The sequence below is a fragment of the Micromonospora sp. U21 genome (genome assembly GCF_018070045.1).
Taxonomy (GTDB): domain Bacteria; phylum Actinomycetota; class Actinomycetes; order Mycobacteriales; family Micromonosporaceae; genus Micromonospora.
Window position 1 is genome coordinate 1 of the sequence record NZ_JAGPYK010000003.1, and the last position, 24,567, is coordinate 24,567.

Genomic DNA, 24,567 nt, shown 5'->3' on the forward strand with positions numbered 1-24,567 from the left:
CGCCTACTTCGACCTCGCCGACGCCATCATCACCATCCGTAGCCTCATCCGCCAGGCGTGGATCTTGTACCGATGGGACACCCGCCCCACCCGCCGACCATGAAGCCCACCTATTTGCGCGACCACTTACACGTACGGCTCGCGGGGCATGGTCTGTGACCACCTGCCCGCAACCCGTGGGCGCGGCCGGAAGGTGGCACGGTGGAGCCGGTAGACGTGGCGTTCGCGCTGGTGGGTCTGGGCGCCCTGCTCGCCGGCATCCTGCCCCGGGTGCTGGAGCGACGGCCGCTGTCCATGCCGATCGCCTTCCTCGCACTGGGGATGCTGGTCTTCCTGCTGCCGATCGGGCTGCCCACACCGGACCCGCTGGCCCACCCGGAGCTGACCACCCACCTGACCGAGATCGGGGTGATCGTCGCCCTGATGGGCGCCGGGCTCAAGATCGACCGACCGTTGAGCTGGGCGAAGTGGTCGTCCACCTGGCGCCTGCTGGTCATCGCGATGCCGCTGTGCATCGCGGCGGTGACGCTGCTCGGCTGGTGGTGGGCCGGGCTGGTGCCGGCCGCCGCGCTGCTGCTGGGCGCCGCCCTGGCCCCGACCGATCCAGTGCTCGCCGCCGACGTGCAGGTCGGCGAGCCGACCGACGTGGAGGACTCCGAGGACGAGGTCCGCTTCGCGTTGACCTCCGAGGCGGGCCTCAACGACGGGCTGGCGTTCCCGTTCGTCTACGCGGCCATCGCCATCGCCTCGACCAGCCTCGCGCCACGGGACTGGCTGGCCGACTGGTTCACCGTCGACGTGCTCTGGAAGGTCGGCGTCGGGGTCGGCGGCGGCCTGCTCATCGGCTGGCTGCTCGGCAAGCTGTTCTTCCGGGCGCCCAGCCACCTGCGGTTGGCCCGGCACGCCGAGGGTTTCCTGGCGCTGGCCGCGACCTTCCTGGCGTACGGGCTGGTGGAGGTGGTCGGCGGGTACGGGTTCCTGGCGGTGTTCGTGGCCGCCCGCGCGATCCGGGCCGCCGAGCGGACCCACGAGTTCCACTCGGTGCTGCACGACTTCGCCGAGCAGATCGAACGGCTGCTCACCCTGGTGCTGTTGCTGCTGCTCGGCGGCGCGGTCGTCGGCGGGCTGCTCACTCCGCTGACCTGGCCGGCGGCGGCCGTCGGGGTGGCGCTGGTGTTCCTGGTCCGGCCACTGGTCGGCTGGTTGTCGCTGCGCGGCGCGCCGGGCCGACCGGCCGAGCACTGGGTGATCTCGTTGTTCGGCATCCGCGGTGTGGGCTCGTTCTACTACCTGGCGTACGCCACCACGAAGGCGGACTTCCCGCAGGCGGAGCTGCTCTGGGCCACGGTCGGGCTGGTGGTGCTCGTCTCCGTGGTGGTGCACGGCATCGCGGCGACCCCGGTCATGCAACTGCTGGACCAGAAGGGCGAGCGGACCAGCGGCCCGGCCGAAACGGACGTGCCCGCCCAGCGGGTCGCCGGCAGCGCCTGAGCCCCGGCCCGCCGGTCGATCCGACACCGGCGGCCAGCCGAGGGCCGGCGGGCGTCAGGTGAGGCAGGCGGCCAGGGCGCGGCCGAGGTCCCGCCCGGAGCGCCAGGCGCTCTGCACCCGGGGCTTGCCGAACGCGTCACCGGCCAGGCCGATCCGGTCGGCGTCCAGGTGATGGGTGCCGCCCCCGGGGTTGGTGGTGGGCTTCGCGTACGTCCAGCGGTGCACGTGCACGTTGGCCGCCGCGTCGGGCAACCCCAGCAGGTCCCGGACCGCCTGCTCGATCACCGGGCCGGCTCCGGTGGGCTGGGCGAGGTGGCCGGCGGCGAACTCCGGCACGGTGTGCGCGACCAGCACCGGGGCGGCGTCGCCCCGCCGGTCGCCGTCGTCGCAGACCAGGCTGAGCACCGGGTGGTCGTTGACGAACGCGCCCCGAAAGTCCGGCCAGCGCCGGGCCGGGAAGCGCAGCACCGCGGCCAGCGACGGCGACCAGCGCTGCGCCTGCACGACCCGGGTGGCGTCGGCCAGGGCCGGGTCGAGCAGCAGGGCGGCCTGCGGGCCCGGCATGGCCAGGGCGACCGCCGCGCACGGCTGGCCGTCCACGGCCGGCCCGGGTTCCACGCTGAGCACCAACCGGTCGACGGTCACCGGGACCGCGCCGGCCAGATGTTCGACCAGTGAGCGCAGACCGCGCGGCGCGGCGAAGCGCATCGGCCCGGGCTCGTCGTGCCGCCCGTCCCGGTCGTACGCCTGGAAGGTGTCGGTCCATTCGCGGACCAGGCCGGCGGCGCGCCACTGCTCGACCAGCGCGGCGAAGTCGGGGTCGCTGGCGGTGAAGTAGGCGGCGCCGATGTCGGCGGGGCGGCCGTCAAAGCGTTTGCTGGCCATCCGGCCACCGCGCACGTGCCCCCGCTCGCGGACCTGCACCGGCACCCCGGCCTCGGCCAGCTCCACCGCACAGGCCACCCCGGCGATGCCCGCCCCGACCACCACCACACCCGACCGGTCCACGCTCATCCGGTGATCGTAGGTGCCGGCGGACGGGCCGAGCAGGCATGAACCGGCGACGGCCCGGGTACTGGCACACCTGTTCGAAGAAAGGGTGATGACGATGACGGACCGCAACAACGAGCAGACCGACCCGCGCGGCGCGATCAAGGATCCGGACGAGTGGGTCACCGGCGACGAGGCGCCCACCGCGGCACAGGAGTCCTACCTGGCCACCCTCGCCCGAGAGGCGGACGCGGAGCTGCCGGACGACCTGACCAAGGCCGAGGCGTCCAAGCGGATCGACGAGCTCCAGGCCGAAACGGGCCGGGGCCAGTGAAACCGGGCGAGGGGTCGGGTCAGCGGCGGGGCAGCCGGTGCAGCTCGACCTGGGTCAGGCGGCCGGCGGTCACCTCGGCGGTGAGGTAGGTGGCGTGGGGCTGGGAGCGGCGGTCGGTGGGTGAGCCGGGGTTGAGCAGCCGCAGGCCGCCGGGGGCTTCGGTGTCCCAGGGGATGTGCGAGTGCCCGAAGACGAGCAGGTCGACGTCGGGAAAGCGGGTCGCGCACCGCTGCTCGCGACCGGTCCGGGCGCCGGTCTCGTGCACCACGGCGACCCGCAGGCCGTCGAGGTCGGCCCGGGCCACCTCCGGCAGCCGGGCGCGCAGCGCCGGGCCGTCGTTGTTGCCGTAGACGCCGATCAGCCGGCGGGAGCGCGCGATCATCGCGTCGAGCAGCGACTCGTCAACCCAGTCGCCGGCGTGCAGCACCACGTCCGCCGCCTCGATCGCCGTCCAGAGCGGCCCGGGCAGATCCCGGGCCCGCTTCGGTAGGTGGGTGTCCGCCGTGAGCACGAGCCGCATCCCGGCATTGTCCCCCGAGCCCTGGCCGTCCACCCGGGGACGCGGGTGGACGGCCGGGATCGCCTCCGGGGCCCGTTTCCCGGGGCGACACGACGTCGGGACGCCCCGGGAAGCGGGCTACGGAGTCGATCAACCGCCGGTCACGGCAGCGTCCAGCGCTGCGCCCCGGAGCCGTTGCAGGTCCAGATCTGCAGCTGCCGACCGTCGGTGAGGTCGGAGTTGGGGATGTCCAGGCAGCGCCCGGACTGCGGGTTGCGCAGGCCGCCGTCCGGCTGGGCGGCCCACTGCTGCGCCCCGGTGCCGTTGCAGTCGTACAGCTGCACGAGGCCGCCGTCGGTGGTGCCGCTGCCCTTCACGTCCAGGCACTTGCCGAGCCCTCGCACGGTGCCGTCGCCGGGCAGGGTCCAGCGCTGCGCGCCGGTGCCGTTGCAGGTCCAGGTCTGCACCCTGGTGCCGTTGGCGGTCTGGCTGGAGGCGATGTCCGCGCATTTGCCGAGGGCCTTGATCTCCCCGGTGCGCGCGCCGCCGGTGCCGACCCCCGGGCCGGTGAAGGTGTAGCTGTCCACGTCCAGCAACGCGCCGCTGCCGCCGGTGAAGACCAGGTACAGGTCGTGGGTGCCGTCGTCCGGCCTGGTCACCGTGGTGCTCAGCTCGGTGTAGGTGTCCCAACCGCCGGTGTTCGGCACCGCGATCCGGGCGACCTCGGTGCCGGTCGGCGAGTCGTACCGGAAGGAGACGGTGCCCCCGGGGCCGCCGGAGGAGACCCGTGCCCGGACCCCGGTGATCCCCTTCAGGCTCACCGCGTGGTGCCGGACGTTCTCGCCGTTCTGGATGTCGCCCAGTCGCCGGCCGCCCTCAGCCGCCGACTGGTCGATCACCTTGGGCCCGTTGAGCTGGACGAAGTGCTCCGCCTGCCACTGTTTCGGATAGAGGCTGATCTCCTTCTCCCCGGTCAGCGCCGCCGAGCCGGTCGCTCCCCGGTCGGTGTAGCTGCCCCGGAGCACGAAGAACAGCACCGAGTCGGGGCCGGCGTGCACCGCACCGGTGTTGAACGTGGCGCCGCAGCCGGTCCCCTCCCCCTCCTCGTGGGCGTGCTCCTGGTGGCCGAGCGCGGCCCGGACGACCACCGCCGAGCAGGCCGGAGTGCCGTCCTGCGGGTCGCTGGCGGCGGCGCTGACGGTCAGGTCCTGCCCCCAGTCGAAGAGCCCGCCCGCGGGCAGCCCGTTGAGAGTGACCGTCGGCCGGTTGTTGCCGACCACCACCGGCACCAGCGTGGTCGCGCTGCGGCCGGTGCCGTCGTTGACGGTGAGCCGGGCGCTGTAGCTGCCGTTGGCCGTGTACGTGAAGGTGGGGTTCGCCGCGGTCGAGTCGGTGCTGCCGTTGTTGGTGAAGTCCCAGGCGTAGCTGAGCTGTTCGCCGTCCGGGTCGGAGCTGCCGGCGCTGGAGAAGGCGACCGCCAGCGGGGCCAGGCCGTTGTCCCTGTTCACGCTGGCCTTGGCCACCGGCGACCGGCCACCCTGGACGTAATTGATCTTGTACAGGCCGGCGTCGGTGGCCCCGGAGAAGTAGCCGCTGCCGTACTCCAACAGGTAGAGCGAACCGTCCGGGCCGAACTGCCAGTCGATCGGGTGGACGAGCTTCATGCCGGCGAGCACCGGCTCGATGACCGTCGGCGCGCCGGTGGCCGGGTTGCCGTTGTCGAACTGGACCTCCTTGATCCAGTTGCGGCAGTACTCGGAGATCAGCCACTTGTTGTCGTAGTAGGCCGGCCACTTCACGTCCGAGGCGAGGTTCGGGTCGTAGTGGTAGGCCTCGACGTGGTTGGGCGAGCCACAGCCGCCCGGGTTGTCCAGCGCCGGCCAGTCGTCGCTGCCGCCGTGCTGCTCCCAGACCAGCGCCGGCTTCGTCGGTGGGAGCTGCTGGAGGCCGCTGTTGCGGGGCGAGTCGTTGACCGGGCCGGTGGAGCCGCCGCACGGGAACCAGCCGCGCGGCGAGGCGGTGGCGAAGTTCCAGTCGTTGTAGGCCACGTTCGGGCCGCCGCAGTACGGCCAGCCGTAATTGCCGGGCCCGGCGGCCCGGTTGAACTCGTCGTACGCCGCCGGGCCGCGGTTGGCGAGGTCCGCACCGGCGTCCGGGCCGACCTCTCCCCAGTAGAGGGTGTTGCCGGCCTTGCGGTCCACCCAGATCCGGTACGGGTTGCGCACACCCATCACGTAGATCTCCGGGCGGGTCCGCGCGGTGCCGGCGGCGAAGAGGTTGCCGGCCGGGACGGTGTAGCTGCCGTCGTTCTCCGGGTGGATCCGGTTGATCTTTCCGCGCAGGTCGTTGGTGTTGCTGGAGGTGCGCTGCGCGTCGTACTGCGGATTGCGAGTGGTCCGCTCGTCGATCGGGGCCATCCCGGCGGAGTCGCCGCCGGAGTTGGTGTTGTCCCCTACGGCGAAGTAGAGGTTGCCGGCGGTGTCCCAGCTCATCGAGCCGGCCGAGTGGCAGCACAGGTCCCGCTCGGTGGGCCACTCGATGAGCACGTCCTCGCTGGCCGGGTCGAGCAGCAGGGTGGACGGGTTGAAGGTGAACCGGCTGATCCGGTTGACCAGCGGGGTGACCTTGGGCGAGTAGAACAGGTACACCCAGCGGTTGCTGGCGAAGCCCGGGTGCAGGGTGATGCCGATCAGGCCGTCCTCGAACCGGGCGTCCAGGGCCAGGGTCAGCGCGACGGTGGTGGACCGCGTCGCCGGGTTGTAGAGGCGGACCTGACCGCCGCCGCTGCTCGTGCCCCGGTTGATGTAGAAGACCTTGCCGTCGCCGGCGACGGCCAGCTCGATCGGCTCCCCCATGGACAGTCCGCCGTCGAGGGCGACCTTTTCGAATCCGGTGGTGGCCGGTGGCGCGAGGGCTGCGGCCGCCGGCACCGGAGTGCCGGCGAGCGGACGCTCGGTGTTGGGACGGGCGTTCGCCGATGGCGCGAAGCCGACGGTGACCAGGACGGCGAACAGAGCGGCGGTGGCGATGACGAGACGTCGGCGCGGGGTGCGTGACACGAGAGCTCCAGGTGTCCGGGGGAACTCGGTGCCGCTCCCGCCGACTGGAGGAGCACCTCAGGGTGTCCCGGACATTAACGTCTTTCACTTCATCGCGACAGAACTTCGATCCAATGAATCGATAGTCGTCAAGATTTTTGCAAAAGGACCTGGTCAGGACCGCGTCGGGGTGAAGTGCGGTGGTGGCATGCCGCGATGCCGCAGCGCCGGATCCCGCTCGACGTCGGTGAGCTGACCCGCGGCGTTGATCAGGCCGATGTGTGAGAACGCCTGGGGGAAGTTGCCCATCTGCTCACCGGTCAGCGGGTCGATCTGCTCGGCGAACAGGCCGAGATCGTTGACCCGACCGGCCAGCCAGAGGAACAACTCGTGCGCCCGGTCCCGCTCACCACCCAACGCCAGGCAACCCACCAGCCAGAACGAGCAGATGACGAAGCCCGCCGGATCACCGTCCCAGCGCCGCAGCAGGCCGTCGTGGGACAGCCGCCGCTCCACCGCCCGGATCGTCGAGCGCATCCGCAGGTCATCGGCCCGCAGGAAACCCACCAACGGCATCACCAGCACCGAGGCATCCAGGTCGTCGGATTCGAAACTCCCGGTGTACGCACCGAGCCGGTCGCTCCATCCCCGCTCCAGCACCGTCGCGCGCACCTCGTCGCGGGCGACCGCCCAGCGGGCCACGTCCTCCGGTCCACCCAGCTTGTCGCCGAAGCGGACCGCCCGGTCCAGCGCGACCCAGCACTGCACCTTCGAGGACACGTGATGGTGTTCGATCCCGCGTTCCTCCCACATGCCCGCGTCCGGTCGCCGCCAGTCCACCAAGGCCTGGTCGGCGAGCACCCGCAGCACGTTGCGCACCTCCGGCTCCATCGGCTCCATCTTGTCGCGCATCAGCCAGGCGGCGTCCAGCGCCTCGCCGAAGATGTCGGTCTGCCGCTGCCGCCACGCGTCGTTGCCGATCAGCACCGGCGGGCTGTCGCGGTACCCGGCGAGCTGCTCCAGGCGGTGCTCGGTGAGGTCCCGTTCTCCATGCACCCCGTACATGATCGGCACCGGCTCGTCGCCGATCCGGCCCATCGCCCGGCTCACCCAGGAGAACTGCCGCTGCACCTCGTCGAAGCAGGCCGACCGCCACAACGCCCGCAGGGTGAGACTGAAGTCGCGCACCCAGACGTAGCGGTAGTCGTAGTTCCGGTTCCCACCGAGCTTCTCCGGCAATGAGGTGGTCGCCGCCGCCACCGCCCCGCTGGGCCGGTACGTCATGCCCTGCACCACCAGCGCACTGCGTCGCACCTGTTCGGGGTAGCACCCCTGGTATTCGTGCCGTTCGACCCAGGACCGCCAGCCGGCGACCGTGTCGGCGATCGTCCGGTCGGCGTCCGGCACCTCCGGCGGCGGTGCGTCGTAGGTCGGGGCGCACCCGAGGGTGAAGTTGTGGACCGAACCGGAGCGGGCAGTGAACGTCGCGGTGGCCTCACCCTCGCCACAGCACAGGGGCACACTGCCGCGCAGGGTGAGCCGCGCGGCCCCGGCGATGGCCTCCAGCGTGCCGTCCCGCTCGACGAGGAACGCGGTGGTCCGCCCGTACTCAAAGCGTGGCCGGTAGTGCACCCGCATCGGCACCTCGCCGGAGAGGCCCTGCACGCTGCGGACCAGCACCTGCGGCGAGCGGAGCCCGATGTCGTGGTTGCGCGCCCCGGGCTCGAAGGCGAGCGCGTCGGTCAGCGCCACCTCCCCCTGCCCGGTGCGGAATACGGTCCGCAGTACCAGCGTGTCGTCGAGGTAGCAGCGCTCGACGCTGAACTCGCCCTCCGGCTGGATCGACCAGTGCCCGGCATTCTCGTCGAGCAGTCGCCCGAACACCGACGGTGCGTCGAACCGGCCCGGGCACCACCAGTTCACCGAGCCGGAGCGGTCCACCAGCACCGCGCTGCGGCCGTCGGCGAGGAAGCCGTGGTCGCTGATCTGTCCGCTCTGCACCCGGTTACCTACCCGGGGCGTCCGGGCGCATTCCTGCCGAACGGCACGGCATCCACCGTGGTTGCTGGCGTTACCGAACGGCGCGGGCGGGAACCCGGACGGCTTGACGAGGGAGGATGCTCATGACGTCAGCTTCGGGGCCGGCCGCCGCGTGGCGGCCCGGCACACAGGGTGGCGATCTGCTGCCGTCCGGCCCGGCCGGCCGTCCGTCGGCGCCGTCCGGTGACGGGCACGGGCCGGAGACCGGCCCGCCCACCGTGACAATCGGCTCGTATCCGGACTATCCGGCCGCGCAGCGCGTAGTCGACTATCTCGCCGACAACCGCTTCCCCGTGGAGCACAGCGCGATCGTCGGCACCAATCTCACGCTGGTGGAGACGGTGCTCGGGCGGATGACCACCGGCCGCGCCGCGCTGCTCGGCGCCGGCACCGGCGCCTGGTTCGGGCTCTTCATCGGCCTGCTGTTCGGCATCTTCACGGTCGGCAACTGGCTGGCGGTGATCCTGGTCGGGCTGGTCATCGGCGCGATCTGGGGTGCCGTGTTCGGCGCCGTCGCGCACGCGATGACCGGCGGCCAGCGGGACTTCACCTCGGCCAGCTCGCTACGCGCCGGCCAGTACGCGGTGATCGTCGACGCGCAGCTCGCGGACCAGGCCCGGCAGTTGCTGGGTCGGATGCAGATGTCCGGTTCGGCCACGAGCGCCGGCTGAGAGCGGTTCGACCGGCCGTCCCGGCAGCACGCTGGGGCGGCCGTTCAGTCGTGGTACGCCAGCTCGCCGGCCCGCAGCGGCACGTCGACCCGGTTCTCCGGCGGTGCCAGCGGGCACGCCCAGCGGTCATCGTATGCACAGGACGGGTTGTAGAGATAGTTGGCGTCCAGCCGGACCCGGTCGCCGGGCAGCAGCTCGAGGCCCCGGCCGAAGGTGCCCTTCACCGTGTCGGTGAGGTACCGGCCTCCGCCGTAGGTCTCCCGCCCGCAGGTGCCGTCGCGCAGCGGCACGAACAGCCCGCCCCCGTACGCCTCGATCCACCACAGGGTCAGCGGCCCCCACGACGTCTCGGCCACCGCGACCCGCCGGTACGCGACCACCCCGTCCGGGCCGCCGGTGTCGATCCGCAGCTCACCGCTGGCCGGGCGCAGGGGCGCTTCCACCACGGCGGCCGGGTTGGGCGGGAAGTAGCGCACTCCGGAGAAGCCCGGTCTCTCCGCCGACGGGATGGGGCTCTGCGGGTGGGTGGCGAAGAGCTGATTGCGGCCGGCGCGGAACCCCGCCAGGTCGACGTCGGACAGGTACAGCCGGGCTACCCGCTCCCGCCAGTCGGCCAACTCCAGATCATCCACGCTGTCGAGCCTAGGCGGTCGCCGTACGTCACCGAGCCGTCTCCGCGTCGGTACTCTCGGCGGGCGGCCAGTTGCTGAGGACCGCGTCGAGGGCGTCCAGGGCGCGGGACCAGGAGGCGTCCGTCGTACGGGGGGTGTGCCGGAAGCCGCCGGTCTTCTCCAGGCTGACGAACCCGTGGAACGTGCTGTGCATCATCCGGACCGCGTCGGTCTGGTCGGGCTCGGAGAGCCGGTAGCCACGCAGGATCGCCCGGGTCATCTCGGCGTGCCGGACGCCGGCGCTCGCGGCGGCCGTCTCCGGGTCGAGGTCGATCTGCATCGCGGCGTACCGGCCCGGGTGCCGCGTCGCGTAGTCCCGGTACGCGTTGGCGAAGGCCACCAGCGCGTCCTTGCCCGCGCGGCCGGCGAGCGCGGCAGCCACCCGGTCGGCAAGCTCCGCGAGCGCCAGCAGCGCCACCCTGACCCGCAGGTCCTGTGCGTTCCTGATGTGGAAGTACAGGCTCGCGTCCTTGACGCCGAAACGCCGGGCGAGCGCGGCGACGGTCACGTTCTCCATGCCGATCTCGTCGGCCAGCTCGGCCGCGGCCAGGGTCAGGCGTTCGGCGGTCACCCCGGCACGTGCCATCCCGCACACCCCAAACCTAGCCGTCTTTATGGTTTGCCTAGGAGAGCTAGGCTACTACCTATGCTAGCGATAACCGAGCGCGCCATCCGCGCGTCTTTCGTCAACTGCACGCAGGGCGAGGCGAAGCGGCTGGCCGTACCGAACGATCTTGAGACGCGACCGTGGGTCGACCTCGACTTCCTCGGCTGGCGCGACCCCGCCGCGACGCAGCGGGCCTACCTGGTCGCCGAGTCCGACAGCGGGTTGGTCGGGGTGGCGTTGCGGGTGGCCCCGCAGACCGGGCGCGCCCGGCGCAGCATGTGCTCGCTCTGCCTGACCACGCACACCGGGGACGGCGTCTCGCTGATGACCGCCCGCAAGGCCGGCCGGGACGGGCGGCAGGGCAACTCCGTGGGGGTCTACGTCTGCTCCGACCTGGCCTGCTCGTTCTACCTGCGGGGCAGGAAGGACGCTGGGCGACGCCTGGACGAGACCATCACCCTGGAGGAGAAGATCGACCGCACGACGACCATCCTCGGCGCCTTCCTGCGCAGAGTGCTCGAGTGAGCCCGACGTACGCCGCACGCGAATCCTGACGTGCTTCGACCGCCTAGCGGTCGGTGGACAGGCGCGCGTGCAGGTGCTCGTCGTGGCGACGGCCGTCGCCGTACCGGTACGACTCGCGCAGCGTCCCCTCCGCGAGGTAGCCGGCCCGGTGGGCGACCCGGCAGGACGCCCGGTTGGCCACCGCGTGGCACAGCTCCACCCGGTGCAGCCCGAGGTCGGCGAACGCCCAGTCGGTGAGCCGGACGACGGACCGCACCGCCACCCCGCGCCCGCGCGCCGCCGGCACCGTCCAGTAACCGATGGACGCGTCGCCGTGATGGATGTGGTACAGCGACACCGAGCCCAGCAGGTCCCCGCCGGCCGCGGCGGTCACCGCCATCGAGGCATGGTCGCCGCCGGACCAGTCGACCCGGCGGCGCACCCACAGCAGGGCGGCCTCGTCGTCGATCGGGCCACCACCGTGCGGGTTCCACTGGGCGATGGCCGGGTCGTGCAGGGCGTCGCGCAATGCGGGGACGTCCGCCTCCACCCAGGGGCGCAGCAACAGGTCGGCGGCGGTGAGCTCCACGTGATCCACGAGGGCGGAGTCTGGTACATCGCGCCCCGCCCGCCCCGCCGGATCATTGGCGACTTCTTTCAAAGCTGCACGAATCCCGGCCATCGACCGCTCGAATGTGACCCAGACAACACTCACAGGGACTAGTTAAATTTTGAAAGAGTGCTATCGTCGTGGACGTGACAAGAAGCCTGGACAGCACCCGAGAGGCCGCCTGGCGCGCCTACATCGAGGCCAGCCAGCGCCTCTACACCCAGCTGGAAGAGGACCTTCGGGCCGACAGCGACCTCAGCTTCGCCGACTACCACGTGCTGGTCCTGCTCTCCGAGGCACCGGGGCAGCGGCTGCGGATGGGCGAGCTGGCCGGCCGACTGGTCTTCTCGCCCAGCCGGTTGACGTACCAGATCTCCTCAATGCAACGCCGCGGCCTGGTCAGCAAGGAGTCCTGCCCGGACGACCGACGGGGCAGCGAGGCGGTGCTCACCGCCGCTGGGCTGCTCGCTCTGCGGGAAGCCGCGCCGCACCATCTGGCGTCGGTGCGTACCCACCTGATGGACGACCTCGACGACGCCGAGGTCGCCTGCCTCACCCGGGTCTTCGGCCGGCTCGGTGACCGCCTGCGGGCGGCCCGGGCCACGTCGACCACCCACGCCACGAACTAGGAGCCTTCGATGCCCGCGATCACCGTTGACAACGTCCTCGTCCTTCCCCGGCTGCCCCAGCTCGACGAGTCCGCCAAGATCCGCCCGGTCCGCAAGGTGACCACCGCGCCCAGCGGCTTCGAGGGCGAGGGCTTCCCGGTCCGCCGGGCCTTCGCCGGGGTGCCGGCGACCGACCTGGACCCGTTCATCCACCTCGACCAGATGGGTGAGGTGGACTACGCGCCGGGCGAGCCGAAGGGCACCCCCTGGCACCCGCACCGTGGCTTCGAGACCGTCACGTACATCATCGACGGCGTCTTCGACCACCAGGACTCGCAGGGTGGCGGCGGCACCATCACCGACGGCGACACCCAGTGGATGACCGCCGGGAGCGGGCTGCTGCACATCGAAGCCCCGCCGGAGCACCTCGTGACGAGCGGTGGTCTCTTCCACGGCACCCAGCTCTGGGTCAACCTGCCCCGCGCGGCCAAGATGAACCCGCCCCGCTACCAGGACATCCGGGGCCGGGAGTCGGCGCTGCTCACGACGCCCGACGGCGGTGCGCTGATCCGGGTCATCGCCGGTGAGGTGGCCGGGCACCGCGGCCCGGGTTCCACCTTCACCCCGATCACCATCACGCACGTCACCGTGCAGCCGGGGGCGCAGGTCGACCTGCCCTGGCAGCCGGAGTTCAACGCCCTGGTCTACGTACTCGGCGGGCGGGGCACCGTCGGCACCGACCGCCGGCCGGTACGGACCGGCCAGCTCGCGGTGCACGGCCCGGGCGACGCGCTGCGCTTCAGCGCGGACGCCACGCAGGACAGCAACACCCCTGCGCTGGACCTCTACATCATGGGCGGTCAGCCGATCCGGGAGCCGGTGGCACAGTACGGCCCGTTCGTGATGAACACCCGGGACGAGCTGATCCAGGCGTTCGAGGACTACCAGGCCGGTCGGCTCGGCGTGATTCCCTCCGAGCGGCTGCCGCACACCGGCGGTCAGGGCGCCCGGCCCTGACCACGGTCAACCGCTGAGATCGGCGCCGGCGCCCCCGTACACCGGGGGCGCTGGCGCCGCCTCAGGAGACGGCGAAAATCCCAGCCACGCCGAGAATCACCATCACCAACACCGCTACCAACGCCCCCCGTTCGCTCTCCACCGCCGGCTCGCGGTACTCGGTCACGGGGTTCGTCGTCTCGCGGGGCATGGTGTGGCCTCCTCGGTTGTTGTCACGTCGTTCCGGTGGTGTCGCCAGGTGGTCGGTCTGCCGGCCCTGGCGTGCGGACCCGCGTCGGGGGTCCTACCGTGAGGACGTTGTCGACCTCGGGGGGGCTGGACGTTGCCGTTGCAGGACTGGTTCCTCACCGCACAGGAACGGGCCAACCCGGTCTCTGTGTTACCCGTCTGGACCACCGGAAACCTCGCCGAGCCACTGATTCACGGTGCGGCGTACTTCGACCGGCTGGTCGACGAGGTGCAGGCACTGACGGCCGGCGACCACCTCTTCTTCACCGACTGGCGGGGTGATCCGGACCAGCGGCTGCGCCCGGACGGCCCGACCGTGGCCCAGCTCTTCGCCCAGGCCGCCCAGCGCGGGGTGGTGGTCAAGGGGCTGATCTGGCGCTCCCACCTCGACGCGCTGACCTACAGCGAGGCGGAGAACCGCGACCTCAGCGAGGTGATCTGCGCGGCCGGCGGAGAGGTGCTGCTCGACCAGCGGGTGCGCCGTGGCGGCTCGCACCACCAGAAGCTGGTGGTGCTGCGGCATCCGGGCGCCCCGGAACGGGACATCGCGTTCGCCGGGGGAATCGACCTGTGCCACAGCCGGCGGGACGGCGCCGCGCACCACGGCGACCCGCAGCCGGTGCGGATGTCTCCCCGGTACGGCCCCAACCCGCCCTGGCACGACGTGCAGCTCGCGGTACGCGGACCGGTGGTCGGCGCGCTGGACACCGTGTTCCGGGAGCGCTGGACCGACCCGATGCCGCTGGACTCGGAGAACCCGATGGCCTACCTGCGGGACCGGCTGAGCGGCACGGACCTCCGCCCGGACCCGCTGCCCGGGCAGCCTGCCGACCCGCCGCCCTGCGGTCCGCACCAGATCCAGGTGCTGCGTACCTACCCCGCGGTCCGACCGCGCTACTCCTTCGCACCGCACGGCGAACGGTCGGTGGCCCGGGGCTACACCAAGGCGGTACGCCGTGCCCGCCGGCTCATCTATCTGGAGGACCAGTACCTCTGGTCGAGCGAGGTCGCGGATCTGTTCGCGCACGCCCTGCGCGACAACCCGGAGCTGCACCTGATCGCGGTGGTGCCCAGACACCCGGACGTGGACGGCAGGCTCGCGCTGCCGCCGAACATGGTCGGCCGTGAGCAGGCGTTGTCGCTGTGCGAGCGGGCCGCTCCGGACCGGGTGCACGTGTTCGACGTGGAGAATCACGTCGGCGACCCGGTCTACGTGCACGCGAAGGTCTGCGTGGTCGACGACGTCTGGGCCAGCGTGGGCAGCGACAACTTCAACCGCCGCTCGTGGACGCACGACAGCGAGTTGTCCTGTGCGGTGCTCGACGACACCCGCGACCAGCGCAAGCCCACCGATCCGGCGGGGCAGGGCGACGGGGCGCGGGTCTTCGCCCGGGAGTTACGGCTGCGGCTCTGGCGCGAACACCTGGACCGCGACCCGGCCGGCGCGGACGACGCCGACCTGCTCGACCCCACGGACGCCGTCGCGGCCGTCACGGCGGCTGCCGACGCGCTGCAACAGTGGTACGACGGTGGCCAGGTGGGTGCCCGTCCGCCCGGCCGGCTGCGCCCGCACCGCCCCGATCGACTGCGCTGGTACACCCGCGCCTGGGCGTTGCCGATCTACCGGTTGGTCTACGACCCGGACGGCAGGCCGCTGCGGACCAGGTTGGCCGGCACCTGGTGAGCCGAGCGGGCCGGCGCCGGTGGCGGGCCGCTCCCGCCCGGGTACACGCTGAGCCCGCCGGGGTAGGCGAACGAGGAGCGCGGCGAGTAGTAGCCGAAGCCGATGGTCAGCGGGTTGGCTGGCCGTAGCGCGTACATCGGGTGACCGGGCTCCAGGAACTCGACCGACTCGATCTCGAACGGGGCGACCGGCTCCGCCACGAACGGGTAGACGGCGCTGAGCAGTTGCCCGTCGCGGCGGGTGAAGTAGCGGTGGTGCCCGCTGCTGATCACGTGGCCGGTCTCCCCGACCCGGCAACGGGCGCGGATCAGCGGCGCCCCGTCGGCCTCGGTCACCGAGACCAGCTCGCCGCCGCGCACCTCGATGCTGGTGCGGCCGGTGATCGCCGGGGCGCCGCGGGCGGCGGCGTAGTCCCGGACGGTGCGACTGGACGCCACGTAGTGGGTCCACCAGCCGCCCGGGCTGAGGCCGCCGGGGGCGTCCACTCCGGTCAGCGAGACGCCGAGGTAGGTCAGCGAGTACGCGCCGAAGCCGGAGGTCTGCGTCTCGTCGTCGACGATGTACTGGTTGAGGAACACCTGTCGGTCCGGGCGGGGACGCAGGCCGGCCGGGACCAGAGCGGCCACCGCGTCCGGATCCGCCGGCAACCAGCTGAAGTAGAGCGTGCGACTGTTCACGACGAGCTGGGGAGCGGCTGGATCGAGCACGGTGCCTCCGAACCGGGTGTGTACACCGACGCTACGGCTAGTCCCACCGGCGGGACAACGACGGATAGTAGACACCTCGGTCCAGATGTCGGATTTCATGTTGACCGCTCGGCCGGGTGCGGTGGGCCGACCGGTCAGGCCGGGGTGGGACGGCCGGGCGGCCGGGCGGGTGCGCAGGAACCGGCAAGAGATCTCACAGCCGACCAAGCAGCCACCCGATTTGTCTCTTCTGCTCGCCAAAAGGGCTTAAGTACATCAGCCTTTCGGCTAGGTTTCGGGGAGACGATCAGGTTAAGGTGAGTCCCGAACGGCCCATACGAAGCTAAACCAGAGCGTCACGTCTTTTTGTCCGCGGACGAGGTGCAGGGAGGACCACCCATGACCGCGCCAACGATCACTGAGCAGTCGAGCACCACGACGAAGAGCACGAAGCTCGACCCGCGCGCCCTCACCGACAGCGCCACCGACCTGCTCAACGCCATGGCCGCGCTGCCGACCACCCACCCGTCGCGCGCCGCTCTGCGGGATCGGGCGATCGAGGCCTGGCTGCCGCTGGCCAACCACCTCGCCCACCGCTACAGCGGGCGGGGCGAGCCCACCGACGACCTGGCGCAGACCGCCGCGGTCGGCCTCATCAAGGCCATCGACAAGTTCGACCCGTCCCGCGGCGTCGACTTCGCCGGGTACGCCATCCCCACGATCATTGGCGAACTCAAGCGGCACTTCCGCGACCGCACCTGGGACATCCGGGTGCCCCGCCGGCTCCAGGAGCTGCGGCTGGCCATCTCCGACGCCAACAGCTCGCTCCTGCAGACCCTCGGCCGCTCGCCGACCGTCGCCGACATCGCCGCCCACCTCAAGCTCACCGAGGAAGAGGTGCTGGAGGGCCTGGAAGGCGCCCGCGCGTACAACGCGGTGTCGCTGTCCACCCCGACCGGCGACGGCGAGCGTGCCACCGAGCTGGGTGACATGCTCGGCGGCGAGGACGCCGAGTTCGAGCTCGCTGAGCTGCGGGTCGCCCTGGGCCCGGCGCTGGCCACGCTCGACGAGCGGGAGCAGAAGATCCTCACCCTGCGGTTCTACGGCAACCTGACGCAGTCGCAGATCGCCGAGCAGATCGGCGTCTCGCAGATGCACGTCTCCCGGCTGCTGGCCCGGGCGCTGACCAAGCTGCGCGGCCAGCTCGACGGCACGTACTAGGCGGTTCACGATGGAGGGCCGGGTCGTCGACCCGGCCCTCCATCGCGCTACGAATTGTCACGCGAACGTTACAGCGCGTCCGCTGTGCGTACCGGCCGGGCAGTGTGGCGGCCAGTCCCGTCAGCGGCTCACCGGCTCCCGCCACATCGGCCAGAACGGCGTGCCGTCCGGCACCCGGAACGGCTCGCCGGCCCGGTAGCCGTGCTGCGCGTACAGGTCCCGGCTGCGCGGGCTGCTCGCCTCCAGGTAACCGGGCATCCCGTTGGCGTCCAGCCACGCGTGGTGGTGCTCCAGCAGCGCGGTGCCCAGCCCCCGCCCCTGTCGGTCCGGCTGGACCGCCAGGAAGGCCAGATGGTGGTGGTCCGGATGCGGGTGGTTCGCCGCGAACAACTCGTCGAGATGCTGGAACCGGTCGGTCCAGTCACCGCAGGCAGCGGCGAGCCGGGCATCGTAGTCGGGCGGCGGCGGGGCCGGCTCGCCGACCGAGGGGAACCAGACCGCGACCGCGGCCCGGTCCACGCTGGCGTACACCAGGCCGTGCCGCATCGCGTGCTCGACCAGGATCTCGAAGTTTCCGGCCAGCACGGCCTCCCGCTTGCTCGCGTCGGGCACCAGCCAGCGGGTCACCTCCAGGGCGGTGAACGCCTGGGCGATCCGGCCGGCCACCAGCGCGGTGTCCTCGAGCCCGAGCCGGCCGATGGCCACGCTCATCGGGGCACCTCCGCGCCGGCCGGTGCCGACGGCTGCTCCGCCGGCTGCACGGCGGCCGCGGCGCTCGCCGCGCCGAGGCCGATCCGGGCATACGTGTCCGGGCGGCTGCTGCGCAGCACCAGCGCCCAGCCGACGCCCAACGCGGCCGCCACCGGGTAGACCGCCGGCAGCGCCCAGCGCAGGGTGGAGTCCGGCGCGACGCCGAGCAGGTTGGCGAAGTTCGACACGGCTAGCCAGATGATCACAAAGAGCGCGAGGGTGGCCAGGCCGGGTGCGATGATCCGCCGCCAGAGCGTCTCGCCGCCGCCGGCACGGAGGAAGTAGACGATCACGGCCACCGAGGTGGTGGCGATCAGCAGCAGCACGCCGAACCCGCCGGTGGTGCCGCCCCAGAAGAACAGCTTGACCACCGGGTCCCAGCCGTTCACCGCGTACAGCAGGATGACCACGAGGCCGAGGACGCTCTGCGCCAGCGAGGCGGCCCGCGGCGCGCCGCTGCGCGGCGAGGTCTGCCCGAACACCGCCGGCAGCACCCGCTCCCGACCGAGCGCGAACGTGTAGCGGGCCGTGGTGTTGTGGAACGAGATCATCGCGGCCAGTACCGAGGTCAGGAAGAGCGCCTGGCCGATGGTGACGGCGGTGTCACCGAGGTGCTCGCCGGCCAGGTTGAAGATCAGCCCGACGCTCTGCTCGCCGGCCGCGGCGACGATCTGGTCCGGCCCGACGGCGACCGTCATGGTCCAGGAGGAGAGCGCGTACAGCCCGGCGATGATCGCGACCGAGAGGTACGTCGCCAGCGGCACCGTGCGCTTGGGATCCTTGCTCTCCTCGCTGAACACCACCGCGGACTCGAAGCCGACGAACCCGAGGATGGCCAGGACGAGCACCGCGCCCACCCCGGGCACGAAGAGGTTGTCCGGCGAGAACGAGGCGAAACTGACCTCGCCGCCGGCCGGATTGCCGAGCTGTCCCAGGTCGAAGATCAGGATCACCACGATCTCGGCGACCAGCAGCGCCGCCAGCACCAGGCCGTTGATGTCCACCCGGAGCAGACCGAGCAGGCCCACCAGCGCCCACGCCACCAGGGCGACGATCGACCAGTGCGGGTGCCCACCGAAGATCCGGTCGAGGACCGGCTCGGCGGCGACACCGATGGTGCCGTAGAGCCCGACCTGAAGCGCGTTGTACGCGATCAGCGCCACCCAGGCGGCGCCCACGCCGGCCGGCCGGCCCAGACCACGGGAGATGTAGGCGTAGAAGGCGCCGGCGTTCTCCACCCGGCGGGACATCGCCACGTAGCCCACCGAGAAGAGGGCGAGCACCGCGGCGACCACGAGGAAGGCCAGCGGGATGCCGGTCACCCCGATGACGCCGTAGCCGGTGGTGACGACACCGGCCACCACGGTCAGTGGCGCGGCGGCGGAGAGCACGAAGAAGATCACCGAGGGGACGCCGAGGCGGCCTCGGGCAAGCGCTTCGGAGACGTTGCTGGGTCGGTCGACTGTCGATGTCGGGGGCATTCGACTACTCCGGTTGTCGAGGGGAGGGTGGGGTTACCGGGGGATCATGGGACGCCACGGAGCACGGCGGCGCCGACGGCGGCCTCGGTGTGCCCGACGAGTTCCTTCAGCGGCGCCGGCAGCGCGGGGATGAGCACGTTCAGCCGGTGGTGGGCACGTGGGCCGGCGCTCCACAGCACCTCGCGGGTCAGTCCGGCGGCCACCACCAGGCCGAGCAGCAGGGCGTCCGGCACGCTCGGCGGGTCCGGCCGGTCCAGCAGGGCCCGCAGCCGGGTGGCCGGCCAGGCCACCGCGTTGAGATCGATCGGCAGGTAGCTGACGGAGGTGCGCAGCAGCCGGCGGCTCTCCTGGCGGCGCAGCATGCCGGCCCGGGCCAGCCGCTCCCCCACCGAGGTCGTCGCGCTCTGCGCCAGGAAGCTGAGCCAGGTGCGGACCGCCTGGTGCTGGGACTCGCCGATCAACTGGTCGAGCACGGTGTGTGCCAGCGCGTCGCCCGGCGGGCGCCGGTCGATGACGGTGACGTGCCCGCCGGAGACGGTGATGTGTCCATACAGGATCAACTCGCCGAGCAGCCCACCGGCCAGGCCGAGCCCGGTCGCGGCCGGGTGGAGTTTGGCCTTGCCGCGGCTGTCGTTGTGAGCGATGAGGAAGAACTCGTCGGCGATGAGCAACGGTCCTCCCGCACGGGTGTGTCCACAGTGATCGCGACCGGCAAAGGATGCACCGACAGCTACCGCAATGCAACTCCCAGATTTGAAAGTTGCACTCCGTGCAGGCCCGACCTGCGGATCTTGTCGTGACAGACTCGGACGGTGACCGCCACCCCCGCCGTCCCACCCGCCGCCAGCCCGACCGTGCGTCGTCGACGCATCGCGCGGGAGCTGCGCCAGCTCCGGGAACGCGCGGGCATGACCCTCGATGTGGCGGCCCGCCAGCTTGACATGTCCAAGAGCAACCTCTCCCGGATCGAGACCGCGCAGATCGGCATCAGGCCGCGCGACGTCCGGGCCGCGCTGGCCCTCTACGAGGTGACCGGAGCGGACGCCGAGGCGCTGATCGAGATCGCCCGGAGCGCCCAGCAGCGGGGCTGGTGGCAGAACTACAGCGACGTGCTGCCCGAGTGGTTCGAGTTCTACGTCGGGCTGGAGGCCGAGGCGGTGGCGCTGCGCACGTACGAGGCCGAGTCCGTGCCGGGCCTGTTGCAGACCGAGGCGTACGCCCGGGCGATCTACCGGCGCACCGCGGGCGAGGACGGCGTGGAGCGCAAGGTGGCTGCCCGGCTGCACCGGCAGGAGGTGCTGCGCCGCGACGATCCGGTCCGGTTGTCGGTGGTGCTCAACGAGGCGGTGCTCCTGCGCCCGGTGGGCGGCAACGCCGTGATGGGCGAGCAGCTGATCCACATGAGTCGAATCGCGCAACTACCGAACGTGACAATCCAGGTACTTCCATTCGCTGCCGGTGGGCATCCCGCGATGAGCACCCCGTACGTGATCCTCAACTTCGCCGACGCCGCCGACGCCTCCGTGGTTTACCTGGACAACCTCACGATGGGCCTGGCTCTGGAGGATGCCGACCAGGTGCTCGGGTATAGCCTTCTGCACGAGGAGCTGTGCCGGATGGCGCTCGATCCGGCGGCGTCGTTGACCCGTCTTGAGCAGGCTTCTCGTAACTTTGCGTGACCGCGTCTGCGGCACGCCGACGCAGACGAGAGGTACCGCGGATGACGGCGCACGACCTGACCCGGGCGGACTGGCGGACCAGCACGCGCAGCAGCGGCAACGGCAACTGCGTGGAGGTCGCGACAGCCGAAGGTCAGGTCGCCGTCCGGGACAGCAAGGACCGGTCGGGTCCGGTGCTCGCCTTCGACGCGCCGGCCTGGCGCACGTTCCTGCACGGCGTCGGCGAGGTCCACCGCAGCTGAGCCCCCGGGGCCGGTGCGAGACTGGGCCGTGCTCTCCGACGTAACCCTGGACCTGCCGGTACGCCCGGTGCTGCCGGCGCTGGTCGCGGCGCTCGACGCGGCCGGAGCCGGTATCCTGGTGGCCCCGCCGGGCACCGGTAAGACAACCCTCGCGCCGTTGGCCGTGGCCGACCGGGTCACCGGCCGGGTGGTGATCGCGCAACCCCGCCGGGTGGCCGCGCGCGCCGCCGCCCGGCGGATGGCCGAGCTGCTCGGCGAGCGGGTGGGCGACCGGGTCGGCTACGCGGTACGCGGCGAGCGCCAGGTCAGCCGTGCCACCCGGGTAGAGGTGGTCACCACCGGCCTGCTGGTCCGCCGGCTGCACCACGACCCGGAGCTGCCCGGCACAGGCGCGGTGCTGCTCGACGAGTGCCACGAGCGGCAACTCGACGCCGACCTCGCGCTGGCCTTCGCGGTGGAGGCACGGGCCACCCTCCGACCGGACCTGTGGCTGCTGGCGATGTCCGCCACCCCGGACACGGACCGGTTCGCCGGCCTGCTCGGCGGGTCCACCCCGGCCCCGGTCGTTCGCGCCGAGTCGGCGCTGCACCCGGTGCAGCGGGTCTGGGCGCCGCCGGCACGGCCGATCGCCGCGCCCGGGGGCGGGCCGGTGGACCGGGCCCTGCTCGACCACGTGGCGACCACCGTCCGGCGGGCGCTGCGCGAGCGCGACGGCGACGTGCTGGTCTTTCTGCCCGGGGCCGGTGAGATCGCGGCGGTCACCGGCCGGCTGGCCGACCTGCGGGACGCCGTCGCGCTGCTGCCGCTGCACGGCCGGCAGCGCGGCAGCGAGCAGGACGCGGCCCTGCGTCCGGCGGATCGACGCCGGGTGGTGCTGGCCACCGCGCTGGCCGAGACGAGCCTGACCGTGCCGGGTGTGCGGGTGGTGGTGGACGCCGGGCTGTCCCGGGTCCCCCGCACCGACCTGGCCCGTGGGCTCGGCGCGTTGATCACCGTGCGCGTCTCCCGGGCCGCCGCCACCCAGCGGGCCGGCCGGGCCGGCCGGGAGGCTCCCGGGGCCGTCTACCGCTGCTGGTCCGCGGCGACCCACGAGCGGCTGCCCGCCCGGCCGGAGCCGGAGATCGCCACCGCCGACCTGACCGGCTTCGCGCTGGAGCTGGCCGCCTGGGGGCGGCCGGACGGCGTCGGGCTCGCGCTCCCCGACGCGCCGCCGGCGGCGGCGATGGCGGTGGCCCGGGACACGCTGGCCACCCTGGGCGCGGTCGACGCGGACGGCCGGATCACCGGGCGGGGGCGGGCCATCGCCGCCGCCGGGGCGCACCCCCGGCTGGCCCGGGCGCTGCTCGACGGCGCGGGTCTGGTCGGCGCCGAACGGGCGGCCGAGGTGGTGGCCCTGCTCGCCGAGGAGAGCGCGGCCGGCCCGGGCGACGATCTGGTCGCCGGCTGGCGTCGGCTGCGCGCCGGGGCGGACGCGGGCGCGACCGCCCGCTGGCGGGCCGAGGTGCGCCGGCTACGAGGTGCCCTGCCCGCCGGCTCCCCGCCGCCGGGCCGCGCCACCGCCGACGCGGCCGGCCGGACGGGCAGCCCGGAAGCCAGCGGGCCCGCCGGCTCCGGTGGACTCAGTGACGACCTGGCCGCTGGGCTGCTGGTCGGGCTGGCGTACCCGGAGCGGCTGGCGCGGGTTCGGCGGCCGGGCGGTGCGGCGTACCTGATGACCGGTGGGACCGCCGCGGAACTGGCGGCGGGGTCGGGTCTGACCGGGTCGGACTGGCTGGCGGTGGCCGTCGCGGACCGTACCCCCGGCGCCCCCTCGGCGCGGATCCGCCGAGCCACGCCGCTGGACGAGGCGACGGCCCGGGAGGCGGCCGGTCCGCTGCTGTCCACCCGCCGAGAGGTCGGCTGGTCCGACGGGGACGTGGTGGCCCGGGAGGTGACCCGGCTGGGGGCGATCGTGCTGCAGGAGCGCCGGCTGGATCGTCCGGACCGGGCGGACGTGACCGCGGCGCTGCTGACCGGCCTGCGCCAGGACGGTCTGGGGCTGCTGTCCTGGACGCCGGCGGCCCGGGCGCTGCGCGAGCGGCTGGCGTTCACCCGGCACCACCTCGGCGCACCGTGGCCGGAGGTCAGCGACGAGGCGTTGCTCGCCGCCGCGCCGACCTGGCTGGGCCCGGAGCTCTCCGGCGCCCGGCGCCGCGCCGACCTGGCCCGGGTGGATGTGGCCGCGGCGCTGCGCCGGCTGCTGCCGTGGGCGCAGGCCGCCCAGCTGGACGAGCTGGCCCCGGAGCGGATCGCCGTCCCGAGTGGTTCGCGGATCCGGCTCGACTACAGCGACCCGGCGGCGCCGGTGCTGGCGGTGAAGCTCCAGGAGACGTTCGGCTGGCCGGCGGCCCCGCGCATCGGCGGCGGGCGGGTGCCGGTGCTGCTGCACCTGCTCTCCCCCGCCGGCCGGCCGGTGGCGGTCACCGCCGACCTGGCGTCGTTCTGGCGCACCGGCTACCCGCAGGTCCGCGGCGAGCTGCGCGGTCGCTATCCCCGGCACCCGTGGCCGGAGGATCCGACGACCGCGACGCCCACCCGGCGCGCCACACCGCGCCGGCGCTGAGGCCGTCTACTCCTCCACCACGTCGGCCACCACGACGGTGACGTTGTCCGGCCCGCCGGCGTGCAGCGCCAGGTCGATCAGCTTGCCGGCGCAGGCGGCTCGGTCCGGGTAGCTGGCGAGCACCTCGGCGAGGGTGTCCGAGCGGACCACGTTGGAGAGCCCGTCGCTGCACAGCAGCCACCGGTCGCCGACCCGGGGCACCATCGTCGCGTACGACGGGGAGACATCCTCGCCCTGCAACGCCTGGGTGACCACCGCCCGGCGCGGGTGGCTGCTGGCCTGGTCCGCGGTGATCACGCCCTGGTCCACCAGCATCTGGACGAAGGTGTCGTCGCGGGTGACCTGTTTGAGCACTCCCTCGCGGAACAGGTACGCCCGCGAGTCACCGACGTGCACGAGGGCGAGGCAGGTGCCGGTACGGGCGAAGAGCAGGGCGGTCAGCGTCGTGCCCATGCCCTGGCGCTCCGGGTCCTCGGCGACCGCCTGCCGGATCCGGGTGGTGGCCAGCGCGATGCCGCCCTGGAGCGCGGCCACCAGGGCGTCCTCGGGGGTCTCCACGTCCAGAGGAGCGACCGCGTCGATGGTGAGCGCGCTGGCCAGGTCACCGGCCGCCATCCCGCCCATGCCGTCGGCGACGGCGACGAGCCAGCTCCCGGCGTGCAGGGCGTCCTGGTTTCCGCTGCGGATCAGCCCACGGTCGCTCGTTCCCACGGAACGCAGCTTCAGGGTCATGGGAGGCAGCCTGCCAGGCGAAGGGCGCAGTTGTCTCTAGGAGATCAGGACGACGACGCGTGGCGCGGCCAATGTCACGTGTCCGCCCCGGCGCGTCGCGGCACCCCGGCCCGGCGTGGTGCTGAGCCTACCGCCCTCGTCGGACGGCGAAAGCCATCCAGTCGGATCGATTGACACGGCGT

The 24,567-nt window shown here is 72.5% G+C and carries 24 protein-coding genes and 1 pseudogene; 12 read left to right on the forward strand and 13 right to left on the reverse strand.

Going from position 1 to position 24,567, the window contains the following annotated elements; genetic code table 11:
* Together KBX63_RS35010 and KBX63_RS04705 are read left to right on the forward strand one after the other, a co-directional pair.
* Positions 1-103 (forward strand): annotated as a pseudogene (locus KBX63_RS35010) (IS5/IS1182 family transposase); the annotation flags it as partial.
* Positions 104-201: 98 nt separating this feature from the next.
* Positions 202-1,491, forward strand: a complete 1,290-nt coding sequence (locus KBX63_RS04705) for a cation:proton antiporter (protein WP_210908592.1) — start codon at positions 202-204, stop codon at positions 1,489-1,491.
* A gap of 54 nt (positions 1,492-1,545) precedes the next feature.
* Here the strand turns inward: KBX63_RS04705 and KBX63_RS04710 are convergent, their stop codons facing one another.
* Entirely contained in the window at positions 1,546-2,484 is a 939-nt protein-coding gene (locus KBX63_RS04710; RefSeq protein WP_307871635.1) for an FAD-dependent oxidoreductase, read from the reverse strand.
* Between the two features lie 115 nt (positions 2,485-2,599).
* Between KBX63_RS04710 and KBX63_RS04715 the strand changes: the two genes are divergently transcribed.
* Complete coding sequence (locus KBX63_RS04715) at positions 2,600-2,815, forward strand: DUF3072 domain-containing protein (RefSeq protein ID WP_210909196.1); 216 nt, start codon at positions 2,600-2,602, stop codon at positions 2,813-2,815.
* 19 nt (positions 2,816-2,834) lie between these two features.
* On the opposite strand, the gene KBX63_RS04720 is transcribed toward KBX63_RS04715, so the two are convergent.
* The 3 genes from KBX63_RS04720 to KBX63_RS04730 all read right to left on the reverse strand — a co-directional run bounded on the left by KBX63_RS04720 (position 2,835) and on the right by KBX63_RS04730 (position 8,353).
* Positions 2,835-3,335: a metallophosphoesterase gene (locus tag KBX63_RS04720; RefSeq protein ID WP_210908595.1), complete on the reverse strand. Its 501-nt coding sequence runs from the start codon at positions 3,333-3,335 to the stop codon at positions 2,835-2,837.
* A 140-nt stretch (positions 3,336-3,475) separates the two neighbouring features.
* Positions 3,476-6,373 (reverse strand): ricin-type beta-trefoil lectin domain protein, encoded by a 2,898-nt coding sequence (locus KBX63_RS04725; RefSeq protein ID WP_210908598.1) that lies wholly within the window; start codon positions 6,371-6,373, stop codon positions 3,476-3,478.
* A 153-nt stretch (positions 6,374-6,526) separates the two neighbouring features.
* Positions 6,527-8,353, reverse strand: coding sequence for a glycoside hydrolase family 15 protein (locus tag KBX63_RS04730; protein WP_210908601.1), 1,827 nt, complete (start codon positions 8,351-8,353; stop codon positions 6,527-6,529).
* A 122-nt stretch (positions 8,354-8,475) separates the two neighbouring features.
* On the opposite strand from KBX63_RS04730, the gene KBX63_RS04735 reads away from it, so the two are divergent.
* Positions 8,476-9,063, forward strand: a complete 588-nt coding sequence (locus KBX63_RS04735; RefSeq protein ID WP_210908602.1) for a general stress protein — start codon at positions 8,476-8,478, stop codon at positions 9,061-9,063.
* A gap of 44 nt (positions 9,064-9,107) precedes the next feature.
* Here the strand turns inward: KBX63_RS04735 and KBX63_RS04740 are convergent, their stop codons facing one another.
* On the reverse strand, positions 9,108-9,695 hold the full coding sequence (locus KBX63_RS04740; protein ID WP_210908603.1) for a DUF1684 domain-containing protein: 588 nt from the start codon (positions 9,693-9,695) through the stop codon (positions 9,108-9,110).
* A gap of 28 nt (positions 9,696-9,723) precedes the next feature.
* A complete protein-coding gene (locus tag KBX63_RS04745) occupies positions 9,724-10,320 on the reverse strand; it encodes a TetR/AcrR family transcriptional regulator (RefSeq protein ID WP_210908604.1) in 597 nt (198 codons plus the stop codon).
* A gap of 60 nt (positions 10,321-10,380) precedes the next feature.
* Here KBX63_RS04745 and KBX63_RS04750 point away from each other — a divergent pair, with 60 nt between their 5' ends.
* On the forward strand, positions 10,381-10,866 hold the full coding sequence (locus tag KBX63_RS04750) for an FBP domain-containing protein (protein WP_210908605.1): 486 nt from the start codon (positions 10,381-10,383) through the stop codon (positions 10,864-10,866).
* A 43-nt stretch (positions 10,867-10,909) separates the two neighbouring features.
* On the opposite strand, the gene KBX63_RS04755 is transcribed toward KBX63_RS04750, so the two are convergent.
* On the reverse strand, positions 10,910-11,443 hold the full coding sequence (locus KBX63_RS04755) for a GNAT family N-acetyltransferase (protein ID WP_210908611.1): 534 nt from the start codon (positions 11,441-11,443) through the stop codon (positions 10,910-10,912).
* A gap of 158 nt (positions 11,444-11,601) precedes the next feature.
* On the opposite strand from KBX63_RS04755, the gene KBX63_RS04760 reads away from it, so the two are divergent.
* The gene (locus KBX63_RS04760; RefSeq protein WP_210908618.1) at positions 11,602-12,084 is read left to right on the forward strand and encodes a MarR family winged helix-turn-helix transcriptional regulator; all 483 of its coding nucleotides are present in this window, start codon (positions 11,602-11,604) and stop codon (positions 12,082-12,084) included.
* 9 nt (positions 12,085-12,093) lie between these two features.
* Positions 12,094-13,080 (forward strand): pirin family protein, encoded by a 987-nt coding sequence (locus KBX63_RS04765; protein WP_210908619.1) that lies wholly within the window; start codon positions 12,094-12,096, stop codon positions 13,078-13,080.
* Between the two features lie 61 nt (positions 13,081-13,141).
* Here the strand turns inward: KBX63_RS04765 and KBX63_RS35910 are convergent, their stop codons facing one another.
* Complete coding sequence (locus KBX63_RS35910; protein WP_255421212.1) at positions 13,142-13,270, reverse strand: hypothetical protein; 129 nt, start codon at positions 13,268-13,270, stop codon at positions 13,142-13,144.
* Positions 13,271-13,402: 132 nt separating this feature from the next.
* Here KBX63_RS35910 and KBX63_RS04770 point away from each other — a divergent pair, with 132 nt between their 5' ends.
* On the forward strand, positions 13,403-14,992 hold the full coding sequence (locus KBX63_RS04770; RefSeq protein ID WP_210908622.1) for a phospholipase D-like domain-containing protein: 1,590 nt from the start codon (positions 13,403-13,405) through the stop codon (positions 14,990-14,992).
* Here KBX63_RS04770 and KBX63_RS04775 read toward each other — a convergent pair.
* Positions 14,941-15,699 carry a hypothetical protein gene (locus KBX63_RS04775; RefSeq protein WP_210908623.1) on the reverse strand — a complete coding sequence of 253 codons (759 nt, stop codon included), beginning with the start codon at positions 15,697-15,699 and terminating at the stop codon, positions 14,941-14,943. The two genes, KBX63_RS04770 and KBX63_RS04775, sit on opposite strands and share 52 nt — an antisense overlap.
* Positions 15,700-16,077: 378 nt before the next feature.
* Here KBX63_RS04775 and KBX63_RS04780 point away from each other — a divergent pair, with 378 nt between their 5' ends.
* A complete protein-coding gene (locus tag KBX63_RS04780; protein WP_210908624.1) occupies positions 16,078-16,899 on the forward strand; it encodes a SigB/SigF/SigG family RNA polymerase sigma factor in 822 nt (273 codons plus the stop codon).
* A 120-nt stretch (positions 16,900-17,019) separates the two neighbouring features.
* Here the strand turns inward: KBX63_RS04780 and KBX63_RS04785 are convergent, their stop codons facing one another.
* From KBX63_RS04785 to KBX63_RS04795, 3 genes are read right to left on the reverse strand one after another with little or no spacing between them, the layout of a single operon-like run.
* A complete protein-coding gene (locus KBX63_RS04785) occupies positions 17,020-17,610 on the reverse strand; it encodes an N-acetyltransferase (RefSeq protein WP_210908625.1) in 591 nt (196 codons plus the stop codon).
* Positions 17,607-19,130: an APC family permease gene (locus KBX63_RS04790; RefSeq protein ID WP_210908626.1), complete on the reverse strand. Its 1,524-nt coding sequence runs from the start codon at positions 19,128-19,130 to the stop codon at positions 17,607-17,609. Before KBX63_RS04790 ends, KBX63_RS04785 begins: the two co-directional genes overlap by 4 nt.
* Before the next feature lie 44 nt (positions 19,131-19,174).
* Positions 19,175-19,801, reverse strand: a complete 627-nt coding sequence (locus tag KBX63_RS04795) for a GPP34 family phosphoprotein (RefSeq protein WP_210908627.1) — start codon at positions 19,799-19,801, stop codon at positions 19,175-19,177.
* 183 nt (positions 19,802-19,984) lie between these two features.
* On the opposite strand from KBX63_RS04795, the gene KBX63_RS04800 reads away from it, so the two are divergent.
* From KBX63_RS04800 to hrpB, 3 genes are read left to right on the forward strand one after another with little or no spacing between them, the layout of a single operon-like run.
* Positions 19,985-20,809, forward strand: coding sequence for a helix-turn-helix transcriptional regulator (locus KBX63_RS04800; protein ID WP_307871636.1), 825 nt, complete (start codon positions 19,985-19,987; stop codon positions 20,807-20,809).
* A gap of 41 nt (positions 20,810-20,850) precedes the next feature.
* The gene (locus KBX63_RS04805) at positions 20,851-21,051 is read left to right on the forward strand and encodes a DUF397 domain-containing protein (protein WP_210908629.1); all 201 of its coding nucleotides are present in this window, start codon (positions 20,851-20,853) and stop codon (positions 21,049-21,051) included.
* A 28-nt stretch (positions 21,052-21,079) separates the two neighbouring features.
* On the forward strand, positions 21,080-23,653 hold the full coding sequence (hrpB, locus tag KBX63_RS04810) for an ATP-dependent helicase HrpB (protein ID WP_210908630.1): 2,574 nt from the start codon (positions 21,080-21,082) through the stop codon (positions 23,651-23,653).
* 6 nt (positions 23,654-23,659) lie between these two features.
* On the opposite strand, the gene KBX63_RS04815 is transcribed toward hrpB, so the two are convergent.
* The gene (locus KBX63_RS04815) at positions 23,660-24,385 is read right to left on the reverse strand and encodes a PP2C family serine/threonine-protein phosphatase (protein WP_210908631.1); all 726 of its coding nucleotides are present in this window, start codon (positions 24,383-24,385) and stop codon (positions 23,660-23,662) included.
* Positions 24,386-24,567 lie beyond the last annotated feature (182 nt).